The sequence below is a fragment of the Kribbella sp. CA-253562 genome (assembly GCF_050942265.1).
Taxonomy (GTDB): domain Bacteria; phylum Actinomycetota; class Actinomycetes; order Propionibacteriales; family Kribbellaceae; genus Kribbella.
The window spans coordinates 7,613,672-7,627,695 of the sequence record NZ_CP192049.1 but is presented as its reverse complement, the minus strand read 5'-3'; the positions used below and the strand labels follow the sequence as shown (position 1 = coordinate 7,627,695).

General features: G+C 70.0%; 15 protein-coding genes. 10 read left to right on the top strand and 5 right to left on the bottom strand.

Annotated elements, in window-relative coordinates; all coding sequences use genetic code 11:
• Positions 1-6: 6 nt before the first annotated feature.
• A complete protein-coding gene (gene rplK, locus ACQPXM_RS36190) occupies positions 7-438 on the top strand; it encodes a 50S ribosomal protein L11 (RefSeq protein ID WP_077019194.1) in 432 nt (143 codons plus the stop codon).
• A 93-nt stretch (positions 439-531) separates the two neighbouring features.
• Complete coding sequence (gene rplA / locus ACQPXM_RS36185; protein ID WP_077019195.1) at positions 532-1,254, top strand: 50S ribosomal protein L1; 723 nt, start codon at positions 532-534, stop codon at positions 1,252-1,254.
• Between the two features lie 50 nt (positions 1,255-1,304).
• Here rplA and ACQPXM_RS36180 read toward each other — a convergent pair whose 3' ends face one another.
• Both ACQPXM_RS36180 and ACQPXM_RS36175 read right to left on the bottom strand, forming a co-directional pair.
• The gene (locus ACQPXM_RS36180; RefSeq protein WP_432942495.1) at positions 1,305-2,144 is read right to left on the bottom strand and encodes a methionyl-tRNA formyltransferase; all 840 of its coding nucleotides are present in this window, start codon (positions 2,142-2,144) and stop codon (positions 1,305-1,307) included.
• A 36-nt stretch (positions 2,145-2,180) separates the two neighbouring features.
• Positions 2,181-3,227: an alpha-hydroxy acid oxidase gene (locus ACQPXM_RS36175; RefSeq protein ID WP_432942494.1), complete on the bottom strand. Its 1,047-nt coding sequence runs from the start codon at positions 3,225-3,227 to the stop codon at positions 2,181-2,183.
• A 214-nt stretch (positions 3,228-3,441) separates the two neighbouring features.
• Here ACQPXM_RS36175 and ACQPXM_RS36170 point away from each other — a divergent pair, with 214 nt between their 5' ends.
• Both ACQPXM_RS36170 and ACQPXM_RS36165 read left to right on the top strand, forming a co-directional pair.
• Positions 3,442-4,566, top strand: a complete 1,125-nt coding sequence (locus ACQPXM_RS36170; protein WP_432942493.1) for a hypothetical protein — start codon at positions 3,442-3,444, stop codon at positions 4,564-4,566.
• Between the two features lie 66 nt (positions 4,567-4,632).
• Positions 4,633-5,319, top strand: a complete 687-nt coding sequence (locus ACQPXM_RS36165) for an MFS transporter (protein WP_432942492.1) — start codon at positions 4,633-4,635, stop codon at positions 5,317-5,319.
• Positions 5,320-5,389: 70 nt separating this feature from the next.
• Here the strand turns inward: ACQPXM_RS36165 and ACQPXM_RS36160 are convergent, their stop codons facing one another.
• The 3 genes from ACQPXM_RS36160 to ACQPXM_RS36150 all read right to left on the bottom strand — a co-directional run bounded on the left by ACQPXM_RS36160 (position 5,390) and on the right by ACQPXM_RS36150 (position 9,074).
• Entirely contained in the window at positions 5,390-6,019 is a 630-nt protein-coding gene (locus tag ACQPXM_RS36160; protein WP_432942491.1) for a bifunctional 4-hydroxy-2-oxoglutarate aldolase/2-dehydro-3-deoxy-phosphogluconate aldolase, read from the bottom strand.
• A 155-nt stretch (positions 6,020-6,174) separates the two neighbouring features.
• Positions 6,175-7,770, bottom strand: coding sequence for an N-acyl-D-amino-acid deacylase family protein (locus ACQPXM_RS36155; protein ID WP_432942490.1), 1,596 nt, complete (start codon positions 7,768-7,770; stop codon positions 6,175-6,177).
• Positions 7,770-9,074, bottom strand: coding sequence for an amino acid deaminase (locus tag ACQPXM_RS36150; protein WP_432942489.1), 1,305 nt, complete (start codon positions 9,072-9,074; stop codon positions 7,770-7,772). The genes ACQPXM_RS36155 and ACQPXM_RS36150 overlap by 1 nt, the downstream gene beginning before the upstream one ends.
• Positions 9,075-9,195: 121 nt before the next feature.
• Between ACQPXM_RS36150 and ACQPXM_RS36145 the strand changes: the two genes are divergently transcribed.
• The 6 genes from ACQPXM_RS36145 (at position 9,196) to rplL (ending at position 13,966) form a co-directional block, all read left to right on the top strand.
• Entirely contained in the window at positions 9,196-10,251 is a 1,056-nt protein-coding gene (locus ACQPXM_RS36145) for a sugar kinase (protein WP_432942488.1), read from the top strand.
• Positions 10,248-10,982 carry an IclR family transcriptional regulator gene (locus ACQPXM_RS36140; protein WP_432942487.1) on the top strand — a complete coding sequence of 245 codons (735 nt, stop codon included), beginning with the start codon at positions 10,248-10,250 and terminating at the stop codon, positions 10,980-10,982. Before ACQPXM_RS36145 ends, ACQPXM_RS36140 begins: the two co-directional genes overlap by 4 nt.
• A gap of 19 nt (positions 10,983-11,001) precedes the next feature.
• Entirely contained in the window at positions 11,002-11,406 is a 405-nt protein-coding gene (locus ACQPXM_RS36135) for a RidA family protein (RefSeq protein WP_432942486.1), read from the top strand.
• 41 nt (positions 11,407-11,447) lie between these two features.
• Positions 11,448-12,644 carry an MFS transporter gene (locus tag ACQPXM_RS36130; protein ID WP_432942485.1) on the top strand — a complete coding sequence of 399 codons (1,197 nt, stop codon included), beginning with the start codon at positions 11,448-11,450 and terminating at the stop codon, positions 12,642-12,644.
• A gap of 245 nt (positions 12,645-12,889) precedes the next feature.
• On the top strand, positions 12,890-13,513 hold the full coding sequence (gene rplJ, locus ACQPXM_RS36125) for a 50S ribosomal protein L10 (protein ID WP_077019207.1): 624 nt from the start codon (positions 12,890-12,892) through the stop codon (positions 13,511-13,513).
• Between the two features lie 66 nt (positions 13,514-13,579).
• Positions 13,580-13,966 carry a 50S ribosomal protein L7/L12 gene (gene rplL / locus ACQPXM_RS36120; RefSeq protein WP_077019208.1) on the top strand — a complete coding sequence of 129 codons (387 nt, stop codon included), beginning with the start codon at positions 13,580-13,582 and terminating at the stop codon, positions 13,964-13,966.
• Positions 13,967-14,024 lie beyond the last annotated feature (58 nt).

Here is a 14,024-nt window from a genome sequence, read left to right as displayed (position 1 = left end):
CCCGAAATGCCTCCCAAGAAGAAGATCGCTGCCCTGGTCAAGGTGCAGCTGCAGGCCGGTGCCGCGACGCCGGCACCGCCGGTCGGTACCGCGCTCGGTCCGCACGGCGTCAACATCATGGAGTTCTGCAAGGCGTACAACGCCCAGACAGAGTCCATGCGTGGCAACGTCGTTCCGGTCGAGATCACGATCTACGAAGACCGGTCCTTCACGTTCGTCACCAAGACGCCGCCGGCGCCGGAGATGATCAAGAAGGCCGCTGGTCTGCAGAAGGGCTCGCCGGTCCCGCACAAGGACAAGGTCGGCAAGATCACCAAGGACCAGGTCCGCGAGATCGCCACCACCAAGATGCCGGACCTGAACGCCCGCGACATCGACGCCGCGATGAAGATCATCGAGGGCACCGCCCGCTCGATGGGCGTCACCGTCGACAAGTGAGCCGCCGGCTCATCCCGTAGTACCCAGAAAACTTAGGTAGTTGTGGCAGGGCGAAGCGCCGCCCGAGGACCACGCCCCAGAGAGGAACCACTGATGGCTCAGCGCAGCAAGGCATACCGCGCGATCGCGGAGAAGATCGACTTCGACAAGCTGTACACCCCGCTCGAGGCGATCAAGCTCGCCAAGGAAGCGGCCGGCAGCAAGAAGTTCAACTCCACGGTCGACGTGGCGATGCGCCTCGGGGTCGACCCCCGCAAGGCCGACCAGATGGTGCGCGGCACCGTCAACCTTCCGCACGGCACCGGCAAGACGGCACGGGTCCTCGTCTTCGCCACCGGTGAGAAGGCCGAGGCCGCCAAGGCCGCCGGCGCCGACTTCGTCGGCGACGACGACCTGATCAAGAAGGTGACCGACGGCTGGCTCGACTTCGACGCCGTCGTCGCCACGCCCGACCTGATGGGCAAGGTCGGCCGGCTGGGCCGCGTGCTCGGCCCGCGTGGTCTGATGCCGAACCCGAAGACCGGTACGGTCACCCCGGACGTGACGAAGGCTGTCACCGACATCAAGGGCGGCAAGATCGAGTTCCGGGTCGACCGGCACGCGAACCTGCACTTCATCATCGGCAAGGCGTCGTTCGACGAGGCGCAGCTGGTGGAGAACTACGGCGCCGCGCTGGAGGAGATTCTCCGGCTGAAGCCCTCCAGCTCCAAGGGCCGCTACATCAAGAAGACGGTCTTCTCGACCACGATGGGTCCGGGTGTCCAGGTGGACCCCAACGTGACCCGCAACCTGCTGGGCGAGGACGACAACGCCTGAGCCTCGGCTCACTGAAAGGCCCCGGTCTGCTGACCGGGGCCTTTCGCGTTTCAGGCTGTTCTCAACCGCAGGGCGTGGTCCGCGGTACGGACCGTCCAGCCATCCGGGTGTGACTGCACGATGCTGCCGGGAGCTCCTGCGGCGGCGTCGACCAGTTCGGTCCGGGCCACCAGGTGCTCGGTGCCTTCGAGCAGGACCCGCGCTTTGACGGCCGTGATGTTCAGGGCCGCGGCCTTACGCCGTACGACGGCAGCCGGTTCGGTCAGGTCGAGCACGTATTCCTCCGGCGTGAACGCCGGAGCCTCGGTGACCTGCGACGGGTCCTGGAGTTCACCGCGGTCACCGGCGACCGCGCGCGGGACGGCCTCGTCCAGGCAGGCGGTGAGCAGGGTCCGCCACGACTCCATCACTGGTCCGCCGTTGAGGTCGTCGGGCAGCGGCATCGACCGCTGGGCGAGGATCGCGCCGGTGTCGAAGCCGGGTTCGGTGCGGTGCACGGTCGCCGACAGCTGGTCAGCTCCCTCGTAGATCAGCCGCTGCGGGTTCGGGCCCCGCCCGGCCGGCAGCGCGGAGGGGTGGCAGTTGAGCGCTCCGTACCGCGGGATCTTCAGCACCTCGTCGGGGATCAGCCGCGGGAACGCCGCCGAGATCACCAGGTCCGGCTGCAGGGCCTCGATCACCGGAGCGGCGACTGCCCGCAGTTTCTTGGTCACCAGGACGTCGCGCTCCGGCGGCACGGTCGCGACCAGCGGCGGCGCCGACGCGTCGTACCGATCACCGCCGGTCGGTAGCGTGACGAGCAGGACGATCTCGTGGCCGTTCCGCTCGGCCCACTCCGAGACCAGGCGATAGCCCGGCCCGAAGCTGTTCAGCGTGACGATGCGCAGCATGACTCCATGGTCACACCGTTGGGGTCGGCAACCAGCTCAGCGGCGAGTGTCCGCCGGGACGATCAGGTCGCTGGTGAGTGCGTCGGGGGTGGGCGCACCGACCAGCGCCAAGGCGTGGGCGAATTCCTCGTTCAGCTCGGTGAGCATCCGCGTGACGCCGGCGGCACCGCCGGCGCTGAGGGCGAAAAGAGCCGGCCGGCCGACGAAAACCGCGCGGGCGCCGAGGGCCAGGGCGGCGAGCACGTGTTCGCCCCGGCGGATTCCGCCGTCGACATACACCTCGGCGCCGGTCCCGGCGACCGCGTCGACCACCTCGGGCAGCGCGTGCGCGGTGGCGATCGCGCCGTCGAGCTGACGGCCGCCGTGGTTGGACACGATCAGCCCGGCCGCGCCGGCCGAGACGCATCGCTGCGCGTCGTCGGCCCGAAGCACACCCTTCACCACCACGGGCAAACCGGTCTGTTCACCGAGCCAGCCGATCACGTCCGGCGTCAGGTCGTCGGCCTTGGCCAGGTCGTCGACGGTGTAGAGCGACTCGTCGATGTTCGCTCGCAGATGCCCGGGCTGAACGGCTTCCCAGACCGTCGGTCCGTCGTCCTCCTTGCGGCCGACGACCGGCGTGTCAGCAGTCAGTACGACGGCCCGCGCGCCCGCCGCCACCGCCGCGTCGAGCATCCGGCGGGTGATGTCGCGGTTGCGGTTCACGTAGATCTGCAGCCACCACGCGGCTCCGGCCGCACCGATGTCGGCGAACGTCGTCCCGGCGTTGCTCGACACCCCGAGCACCGAGCCGGCCGCCGCGACGCCCGCGGACATCGCCGCCTCGCCGTCGGGATCGGCCTGACGCTGCAGCGTCGTCGGCGCCACCAGCACGGGCCCCGTGACGGGAGTGCCGAGCACCGTCGTACCGGTGCTGATCGTCGACACATCGGTCAGCACCCGGGGCCGGAACCGGTACGACGACCAAGCGGCGGTCGCCTCGCCGGCACTCAAGCCGCCGGCCGAGCCCTGCCGGAAGTACCGGTACACCGCCTCGGGCAACTTCTCCGCCGCGGCCGCTTCCAACCCGTCGATCCATCGCATGGCCCGATCTTCGCATCCTGGGGAAACCCCCGGGCCGTCTTGGGCGCGGCCCGGTAAACTGGTCGCATGCAGCAGTACGGGCAGCGATTTCCGCGCCCCGGCCGGCACAGCGGTGCCGACGGGGTGGGCCGCTGCTGCGCTCTCTCCCTGAGGTGACCGCGGCCGGTCGGGGTGTGAATTTTCCCCGGACCTGCTCATCTCAGGAGACCTTCCCATGGCTGTTCTCAGCACTTCGCAATTGCACGCTGCCCTCGCCTTGCGCGACCTCACCGATCCGGCCCAGGGCCCGCACGCGCTCCAGTTGATCGTCGACTCGATCCGTAAGGCGCTCGGCCAGGCCTGGCCGTACACCGAGGTCTGGACCCGGCGCGACCATCCGGTCGTTCCACTCGCGGACAACTACGACAATCTCGGCTACGCCGCCGACGCGGTCACCCGGGACGCCCGCTACACCCGGTACGCCTCACCCGGTGAGGTCCTGCGCAGTCACACCTCGGCGATGATCCCGCCGGCGTTGCGCGAGCTCGCGGCGTCCAGCTCGACCGACGTCCTGATGGTCTGCGCGGGCATCTGCTACCGCCGCGACTCGGTCGACTGGCAGCACACCGGTACGCCGCACCAGCTCGACCTGTGGCGCATCAGCCGCGACGTCCCGCTCGGTGAGCCCGAGCTGGAGGACATGATCGAGCGCCTGGTCCGCACGGTCCTGCCCGGCCAGACCTACCGGACCGTGCCCGCCGTCCACCCGTACACGACGCACGGCCGGCAGATCGACGTCCTGCTCGACGACCAGTGGATCGAGATCGGCGAGTGCGGGGTCGCGGCCCCCGCTGTGCTGCGTCGAGCCGGTCTCGACGAGCGCTGGACCGGCCTGGCGATGGGCCCGGGCCTGGACCGGCTGATGATGCTGCGCAAGGGGATCCGCGACATCCGGCTGCTGCGCTCGACGGATCCGCGGGTGGCCTCGCAGATGCTGGATCTCCTGCCCTACAAGCCGGTGTCCGCGATGCCCGCCGTACGCCGGGACCTGTCAGTGGTCGTCGGCGCGGACACCGAGCTGTCTCCGGAGCTGCTCGGCGAGCGGGTACGCAACGCGCTCGGCCCGGCCGCCGACGTGGCCGAGTCGGTCGAGGTGCTCAGCGAGACGCCGTACGACGAGCTGCCGGAGGCGGCCCGGACCCGGCTTCAGCTCACCCCGGGACAGCGCAACGTCCTGGTCAGGCTGGTCCTTCGGCCGGTCGACCACACACTGACCGATGCCGAGGCCAACCAACTTCGCGACCAGGTCTACCAGGAGCTGCACGAGGGCGAGGTGCTGGAGCTGATCAGTTCGAGCTGATGCCACTTGCGGCAGATCCGTTGACAGCGGAGCCGCCGGGCGACAACGCTCGGTAGCCTCGCTGTCATGCGTCAGGTGACCCGGTGGGGACATTGCCCGGTGCTGATTGCGTCGGTCTTCGGGGCGTCGTTCGGGCTGCTGGGATTCGCCGTGGCGGTTGTCGCCGAGACGGATATCCCGCCGGGGCGGCTGAGCCCGTTCGACCGGCGGCTGCGGCCGTTTCTCGTGATTGGGTTCGTGCTCTTCTCGATCCTGAGCATCCAAGGGGTACTGCTCGGGTTCGTCCTGCAGGACCGGCTCGGACTGAGTGCGGAGGCCACCGCGCATCGGAGCGGTGTTGCTTTTCTCGCGTCGGGTCTGGTCTCACTGGCCGCACAGGTGTTCCTCGTCCGCCGCTTGGCCTGGTCGCCGGCGTGGTTGCTGCGCTGCGGGTTGCCGCTGTCGCTGGCCGGCTTCGTGGTGCTGGTGTTCGCGGGCAACTTCTTGGTCATCGTGCTGGCCGCGGCGCTGGTCGGACTGGGATACGCGTTCGCCATCCCCGGCTGCTCCGCGGGCCCGACGCTGCTGATGAAAGACCACGAGCAGGGCAGCGTCGCGGGATTGACCAGCGCCTTCAACGGCGTGGCGGCGATCGTCGGTCCGACCGCCGCCACGGCGCTGTACGAGGTGTCTGCGCCGGTGCCGTACGCCGTCGGGGCCGTGCTGCTCGCCGCGGCGCTGGTTGTTGCCTGGGGCAAGCGAATGGCGACGTAATCACCGCTCAGTTGATCGAAGTGCCGTACGCGCGCGTACGGCGTGACAGCGGCCGGCGCGGTACGGCGTCCTACTGGAGAACGGCGCAGAAGGCCTTCGCCTTCTCGGTGATGCCGGCCCACTGACCGTCGGCGACGTCGGTGGGGGAGACGACGTCGGTACCGGCGCTGACCGCGAGCGCGCCGGCGTCGAGGAACGCGCGCGCGTTGCCCGCGTTCACCCCGCCGGACGGGACCAGCGCGACGCCGGGGAACGGGCCGCTCAGGTCCTTCAGGTACTTCGGGCCGAACTGGTGCGCCGGAAAAATCTTCACCGCGTCGGCACCGAGCGCGACTGCGGTCATCACCTCGGACGGCGTGAGCGCGCCGAGCACGATCGGTACGCCGCCCGCCTGCGCCGCGGCGACCACCGCGGCCGCTTCCGGGCCCTGCCCCGGCGTGACCAGGAACTGCGCGCCGGCCTCGACCGCCGTCCGGGCCTGCGCCGCGGTCTGCACGGTCCCGGCGCCGACGACGGCTCCGGTGTCGCCGGACGCGGCCCGCTCCAGGTGGCGGGGCAGGTCGGGAGTGGTGAAGGTCAGCTCGATGACGTGGATGCCGCCGGCAACCAGTGCGGAACACAGGTCACGCGCGTCGCCGATCTCCGGAGCACGGACGACGCTCAGCACGCGGTCGGTGCGCAGCAGGTCCAGGGTGGTCATGCGGGGATCCTTTCGGTGGGGCGGGGAGGTGGGACCGGGGGAGCGGGGTGGGGCTGGGCCTGGGAGTCGGACACGGGGTGTGGTTGGGACTTGGGAGTCGGACGCGGGGCGACCGGTTCATGCCGGTTCAGGGCGCCTCGTCGGCGACGCCCGGGTCAGGGCGCCCCGTTCGCCGTACGGCGGATCGCGCGGCCCGGGAGCGCGTCGGTGCGCTTGCCGTTCTCGATCACCGGGACGCCGCCGACGATCACCCAGGGGATGCCCTCGGCCTGCCGGCGCGGCTCGGCGAAGGTGGCGGCGTCCTTGACGGTCGCGGGATCGAAGAGGACCAGGTCGGCGTGATACCCCTCGCGGATCAGGCCGCGGTCGGTCAGGCCGAGCCGGCGGGCGGGGCGACCGGTCAGGTGGTGCGCGCAGTCCGCGAGTTCGAGGACGCCGAGTTCGCGGACGTAGTGGGCGAGGTAGCGCGGGAACGTCCCCCAGGCGCGCGGATGCGGTTTGCCGCCGACGAGGATCGCGTCCGAGCCGCCGGTGTGGGTGGAATGCTGCATGATGGTCCGCACGTTCTCCTCGTGGCCGACGTGCTGGATGATCGTCGTGGCCAGGTTGTCGCGGATCAGCAGGTCGAAGTAGACCCAGGACGGCGGCTTGCCGGATTCGGCGGCGAGCTCGGCGACCGTCTTGCCGACGGCGCCGGCCAGATCGGGGTTCTTCACACCGCCGATCTCAATGGTGTTCCAGTCGGTCACGCAGCCGTGGCAGCCGTCGGTGCCGACCTCCTCGAGCTCGTGGGCGATCCGCTCGCGGTCTCGCGGGTTCTGCAGGCGGGCCAGCAGGGCGTCCGGGCCGCCCTCGGCCGTCCAGCTCGGCAGGATCGCGGCGAGAGTTGTTGCTCCCGGCAAGTACGGGTACGTGTCGGTGGTGATGTCGACTCCCTGGGCCAGACCGTCGTCGATCAGCGCGAGCAGGTCGACGCCGCGGCCGCGGTTCGGCGCGAAGTTCATCGTCGCGTGGGTGAGGTGGAGCGCGCAGCCGGAGCGCTTGGCGACGTCGATCATCTCGGCGTACGCGTCGAGGGCGCCCTTGCCGTACGAGCGCTGGTGCGGGCTGTAGTAACCGCCGTACCGGGCGACGACCGTGCAGAGCTCGACCAGCTCGTCGGTGGTCGCGAACATGCCCGGGGTGTAGGTCAGCCCGCTGCTCATCCCCAGCGCGCCCTGCTCGAGTCCCTCGGCCAGCAGCCGCTTCATCTCGGCCAGCTCGGCGTCGGTGGCGGGGCGGTTCTCGGTGCCGACGACCATCATCCGCAAGGTCCCCTGCGGCACCAGGTACGCCGCGTTGCAGGCGATCCCTTGATCCAGCCGGTCGAGATAGCCCTGCACGGAGTCCCACGAGAAGTCGAAGTCGTCCGGCTCGCCGTTCCACCCCGCGATCTGCCGGCGTACCGCCTGCCGGGTCGGCTCGTCGATCGGCGCGAACGACAACCCGTCCTGGCCGAGCACCTCCAACGTCACACCCTGACTCACCTTGGCGGTGTGATCCGGGTTGGCGAGGATCTGCAGATCCGAATGCGCATGCATGTCGATGAACCCAGGCGCCAGCACCAGCCCCGCGGCGTCGATCGTCCTGCGAGCAGGTGCCGCCTGACCGATGACAGTGATCCGCCCGTCGTCGACAGTGACATCCGAGCTGTACGCCGGCGCGCCGGTGCCGTCCAGGATGGTGGCGTTGAGGATCTGCAGGTCGGTCATCAGAAGAACGTCCGGACCAGATCAACCACCACCGGGTCGGCGGCGTCCGGGTCGTCGATGACCGGGATCAGGCCCCATTTGTCGAACGCGGTGCAGGGATGCGACAGGCCGACGCGGAGTTCGTCGCCGATGACCACCGGGGGTTCGCCGTCGAAGGTGAGGAAGCCGTGCTGGTCGTTGAGTTTTCTGACGGTCAGGCCGGTGAGCGGCGTGGGGGAGTCGCCCTCGGTGCGTGGTCGGAGGAGTTGCGGCTCGGGCATGCCCTCGTCGAAGGGCAGGTCGCGTTTGCCGGCGTCGAAGATGGCCAGGCCTGGTTCGGGCTGGGAAGTGATGCGGACCCAGCCGTGCATCGAGGGGATCAGGCGGTCGCCGTCGGTGCGGGGTGCGGAGCCGAGGGGGGAGATCTGCCGGTAGTAGCCGTCGTCGTGGGCGATGTAGGCACCGGAGCGCAGGACGACCCGGGCGGCGGGGGCGAGAGGACCGAGCACCTTCGCGACCTGCTCGAAGTAGGCGCTGCCGCCGGCGCTGACCACCGGGGTCAGGCCGTCGTCATAGAGGTCGGTGAGCTTGGCGTGGACGTCGGCGAGCGACTGCAGGTACGCACGGACATGCTCGAGCCCGGCGTCATCGGCGCCGTGGGCAATGGCGCCTTCGTACCCGGCGACCCCCGCGAGGCGGAGGGTGGACGCCGAGGCGATGGCCTCCCCGACGGCCACGGCGGTTTCGGCGTCTCGAGCGCCTGTCCGGCCCTGCGCTCCACCGATCTCGACCAGTACGTCGAGCGGCCGCGCGTCGGGACCGACGTACGCGGACCGCGCTGCCTCGAGCTGCTCGACGGTACGGACGGAGTCGGCCCAGACCAGCACCTCGAACTCAGGATCGGCTGCCAGCTCGTCGGCGATCCACCGCAGTTGCAGCGGGGAGATCACCGCGTTCGCGATCATCACCCGCCGTACGCCGAACGCCCGGGCCACGCCGAGCTGGAAGCCGTTGGCCAGCGTGATCGCCCACGCGCCCGCGTCGAGCTGCGCGGCCCACAGCGCCGGCGCCATCGTCGTCTTGCCGTGCGGTGCGAGCTCGACGCCGTGGTCGGCGCACCAGCGGGCCATGGTCGCGAGGTTGTGCCGCATCCCCGGCCCGGACAACGTCAGCAGGGGAGTCGGCAGCTGCGACAGCCGCGGCCGGTCGGCGAGGATCTCGCGCACGGTTCGTCCCCACCACCCGGGCGGCAACGCCTTGTCCTGCCAGCTCACCGGCTGGTCCGCCAGGGCTGCGACCGCGGCGGCGTCGTAGGAAGCTGACATCGGCTGGTTCCTCCAGAACTGGGCTGATTGCGCAGAATGCAACGATCGTTGCGCATTCTGACCACTCGGTTGTAGCATCGCGCCAGAACTCCCGTCAACGGACTGCGAGAGAGGACACCTCATGATCGACCGGGTGCCCCGCGCGGTGTGTCTGGGGGAGGCGATGATCATGCTGGCCGCCGACACCGGTGCTCCGCTCGAGGACATCGAGACGTTCCGCCGGTCGGTCGGCGGCGCCGAGTGCAACGTGGCCGGCGGACTGGCCGCGCTCGGCGTCCCGACCGGCTGGATCTCGCGCGTCGGCGCCGACGGTTTCGGCCGGCACGTGCTGCGGGATCTGCGGACCCGCAACGTCGACGTCGGCGGCGTTGAGGAAGATCCGCAACGACCGACCGGCCTCTACGTGAAGCACAGCCTCGGCGGGCGAACGCGGATGCATTACTACCGCTCGGGCTCCGCCGCCGCCGCGATGGACCCCGGCTTCCTCGACCGTCCCGCCGTTCGCGACCGGCTGGCCGGCGCCGAACTCGTCCACACCACCGGCATCACCGCGGCCATCTCGACCTCGGCGGCCGCGATGCTCGATCGCCTGGCCGCACTGCGCGACACCCTCGGCTTCGTGCTCAGCGTCGACCTCAACTGGCGCCCGGCGCTGTGGCGGGACCAGGATCCCGCGCCGCTGTGGCGACTGCTGCGCGCGGCGGACGTGGTGCTGATCGGCGCGGACGAGGCGATGCTGTTCGCCGGTACCGCGGACCCGGCGGAGCTCCGCGGGTTGTTGGGGCCACGGGCAACGATCATCGTGAAGTCGGACGCCCACGCCGCGCTCGCGCTGGAGCCGGGCGCCGACCGGGACGATGGCGGTCGTCCTGATGACGGCAACCAGCTCCGCGACCGGCGGACCGAAGTGCCCGCCTTGACGGTCGACGTCGTCGAGCCGGTTGGAGCGGGAGACGCCTTCGCCGCCGGCTACTTGGCCGCGACACTGCAGGGTCTACCTATGGAGCAGCGGCTGCGCTCGGGACACCTGAGCGCCGCCGCGGTGCTCGCCGTACCGGAAGACCACGCCGCACCGCCGGAGCCCGCCGTACGACGGGCGCTGCTGGAGTGTTCGGCCCAGGAGTGGGCCGAGACGCGGGTCGGTCCGATGGGTGTCAGCGTCGGAGGTCTGGTGTGAGCCAGAGTCTGGGCAGAGCCCTGCAGATCCTGGTCAGCCTCGGCGAGGGCGACCGCTCGCTCGACCAGCTGGCGACCGAGCTCGACGTGCACAAGACGACCGTGCTGCGCCTGCTGCGCACGATGGAGGCCGAGCGCTTCGTACGACGCGACGAAGCGCATCGCTATCGGCTCGGCTCGCGGCTGTTCTCGCTGGCCGACGCGGCGCGCGAACAGCACGTCGTACGGGCTGTCGCCGCGCCGCATCTGCGCCAACTGAACCAGCGGACCGGCCAGACCGTGCACCTCGCGGCGTACGAGAACGGGCAGGTCGTCTACATCGACAAGCTCGACAGCGTGCAGTCGGTGCGGATGTACTCGCAGGTCGGCGTCCCGGCGGCGCTGCACTGCACCGCGGTCGGCAAGGTGCTGCTTGCGGCCCAGCCGAAGCGCCAGCGGGAGGCGTTGCTCGGCACGATCGAGTACCACCGGTTCACGCCGAACACGATCACCGGACCGGACCAGCTGCGCGACGAGCTGGACAAGGTCCGGGCGCAGGGCTGGGCGCAGGACCGGGCCGAGCACGAGTCGTTCATCAACTGCATCGGCGCGCCGATCACCGAGCGCTCCGGCCGGGTGGTCGGCGCGGTCTCGATCTCGGTGCCCGACGTCCTGCTGAACTACGAGCAGGTGCTGGAGCTCCTGCCGGACCTGCTCGCCACCACGGCCGCGATCGGCGTGGACTACCACTAGAAGAGAGGCTCTCCCCCAGATGTCCGAGAAGACCGCCGTTTCCACCCCTGACGCGCCCGCCCCGATGCCGGTGTTCTCCCAGGGCGTGCGCAAGGGCAACATCCTGCAGGTCTCCGGCCAGGGCTCGGTCGATCCCGCGACCGGTTCGTTCGTGCACGAGGGCGACGTGAAGGCGCAGACCACCCGGGTGCTGCAGAACATCGAGGCGATCCTGAAGGCCGGCGGCGCGGGCTTCGACGACGTGCTGATGCTGCGCGTCTACCTCACCTCGCGCGACCTGTTCGCCCCGATGAACGAGGCGTACGCCGAGTTCGTCGGCGCGCGCACCCCGAGCGGCGTGCTGCCGTCGCGCACGACCGTCTTCACCGGCCTGCCGCTGGAGCAGATGCTGGTCGAGATCGACGCCCTCGCTGTCCTGTCCTAGGAGCGGGACCGCCGTCTCACCAACTGGTTGAAGGTGGGACGATGAACGGGATGGCCGATCCCGTCAGTCTCTGGAAGATCGCCCCCTCGGTGTACCTGCCGGCCTTGCTGTACGGCATCGGCCAGGGGGCGATCGCTCCGGTGGTCGCCCTGTCGGCGCGCGATCTCGGGGCGTCGTTCGCGGTGGCCGGTCTGGTGGTCGCGGCGGCTGGAGTCGGCCAGGTGATCGGCGACATCCCCGCGGGCACGCTCACCACGCGGATCGGCGAACGCCGCGCGATGCTGCTGGCGACGGTGCTGGTGTCGGTCGCGCTGGTCGCCTGCCTCGTCGTACCGAACGTGTGGGGCCTGGCGCTCGCGATCGGCGCCACCGGTCTGGCCGGCTCGGTCTGGGGTCTGGCCCGGCAGGCCTATCTGAGCGAAGTCGTCCCCCTGGAACTGCGAGCGCGGGCCCTGTCGACGCTGGGTGGCGTCCAGCGGATCGGCTCGTTCATCGGCCCGTTCCTCGGCGCGTTCGTGATGCGCTTCCTCGGCACCGACGGCGCCTACTGGGTCCACCTCGTCGCCGCGGCGCTGGCTTGCGTCGTCCTGCTGAGCCTTCCCGACATCGAGTCCGTACGCCGCAACCGCCTGGCCCGGCCGGTCGTGGTCCAGTCCACCCGCGCGGTGATCCGCGAGCACTTCCCCGTCCTGCGAACGCTCGGCGTCGGCGCGCTGCTCGTCGGTGCGGTTCGGGCGTCCCGGCAGGTGGTGGTGCCGCTCTGGGCCGAGCACATCGGGCTGGATCCGCAGACCACCAGCCTGATCTTCGGCGTCTCCGGCGCGGTCGACATGTTGCTGTTCTATCCCGCCGGCTCGGTGATGGACCGATTCGGCCGGAAGTGGGTCGCGGTGCCGTCGATGACGGTGCTCGGCGGCGCGCATCTCTTGCTGCCGTTGACCCATTCGGCGGCAGCCCTGACCGCTGTCGCCCTGCTGATGGGCGTCGGCAACGGGCTCGGGGCCGGGGTGATCATGACGCTGGGCGCGGACGCCTCGCCGCCGATCGGGCGGGCACAGTTCCTCGGGGCGTTCCGGTTGTTCGCGGACTCCGGGAGCGCGGGTGGCCCGTTCCTGCTCGCGGCGGTGACGGCGGTGAGCGCGCTGGCCCCGGCTATCCTCGTGATGGGTCTGACCGGCTGGGCCGCCGCGCTCGCGATGAAGCGCTGGATCCCACCCCGCCCGCAGCCGTCGGAGTAACCGATTTGGTGGGACACGCCCGGGCGGTTACTCTTGACACTGCCGAAGACCGCTGGTTGTCGCGCCTGATCTGTGTCAGAGCGACTGAAGGTCCCACGAAGGTGGGCGGCCCGCGCAGGTGACTTGGAAGTGTGACAGTTTTGTATGTTCACGCCCTTGCGCCTGCGCAAGGGCGTTTCGTTTTGTGGGTCGGCGGTGTGGCAGACAAGTCCAACTCTGTCGGAAGACAGAGCGGAAGGAGACCCATGGCGAGGCCGGACAAGGCTGCCGACGTCGCAGAGCTCACTGAGAACTTCAAGAGCTCCAACGGCGCCGTGCTGACCGAGTACCGCGGACTCACCGTGGCGCAGCTGCGGGAGCTCCGCACTACGCTCGGTGACGACGTGAACTACGCCGTGGTGAAGAACACGCTGACCAAGATCGCGGCCAAGGACGCCGGGGTGGAGTCGTTCGACTCGCTCCTGCAGGGTCCGTCGGCCATCGCCTTCATCAAGGGCGACCCGGTGGTCGCGGCCAAGGGGCTGCGTGACTTCGCCAAGGCCAATCCCCTTCTCGTCATCAAGGGCGGTGTGCTGGACGGTAAGGCACTCGGCTCCGACGAGATCACCAAGCTCGCTGACCTGGAGTCGCGTGAGGTTCTCCTCGCGAAGCTTGCAGGCGCGATGAAGGCGGCCCCGCAGCAAGCGGTGTCGCTGTTCGCTGCTCCGCTGTCGCAGGCCGCGCGCCTGTTCGCGGCGCTGCAGGACAAGCTGCCGGCCGAGGACGCCCCCGTGGCGGACGAGGCTCCGGCTGCCGAAGCGGTGCAGGACGCACCCGCCGACGCGCCTGCCGAGGCGAGCACCGAGGAGACCGCGCCGGCCGAGAGCTGACGCGCCTTTCTCACGCAACACCCCATTCAGTGATCATCAGCTAGACGTTTAGGAAGGACCGCCACCATGGCGAAGCTCAGCACCGAAGAGCTGCTCGGCCAGTTCAAGGAACTGACCCTGCTGGAGCTGTCGGAGTTCGTTAAGGCCTTCGAGGAGGAGTTCGGCGTGACCGCCGCCGCTCCCGTCGTTCAGGCTGCTCCGGGGGCCCCGGCCGCCGGTGCCGCCGAAGAGGCCGTCGAGCAGGACGAGTTCGACGTCGTTCTCGAGTCGGCCGGCGACAAGAAGATCCAGGTCATCAAGGAGGTGCGTGGCCTCACGAGCCTCGGCCTGAAGGAGGCCAAGGACCTCGTCGAGAGCGCGCCGAAGGCCATCCTGGAGAAGGTCGACAAGGCTGCCGCGGAGAAGGCCAAGGAGGCCCTCGAGGGCGCCGGCGCCACCGTCACCCTCAAGTGACCTGTGCGGCTGCGTAGTTGACGGCCGCACACCCAGCAGTAGAACCGAAGGGCGGTCC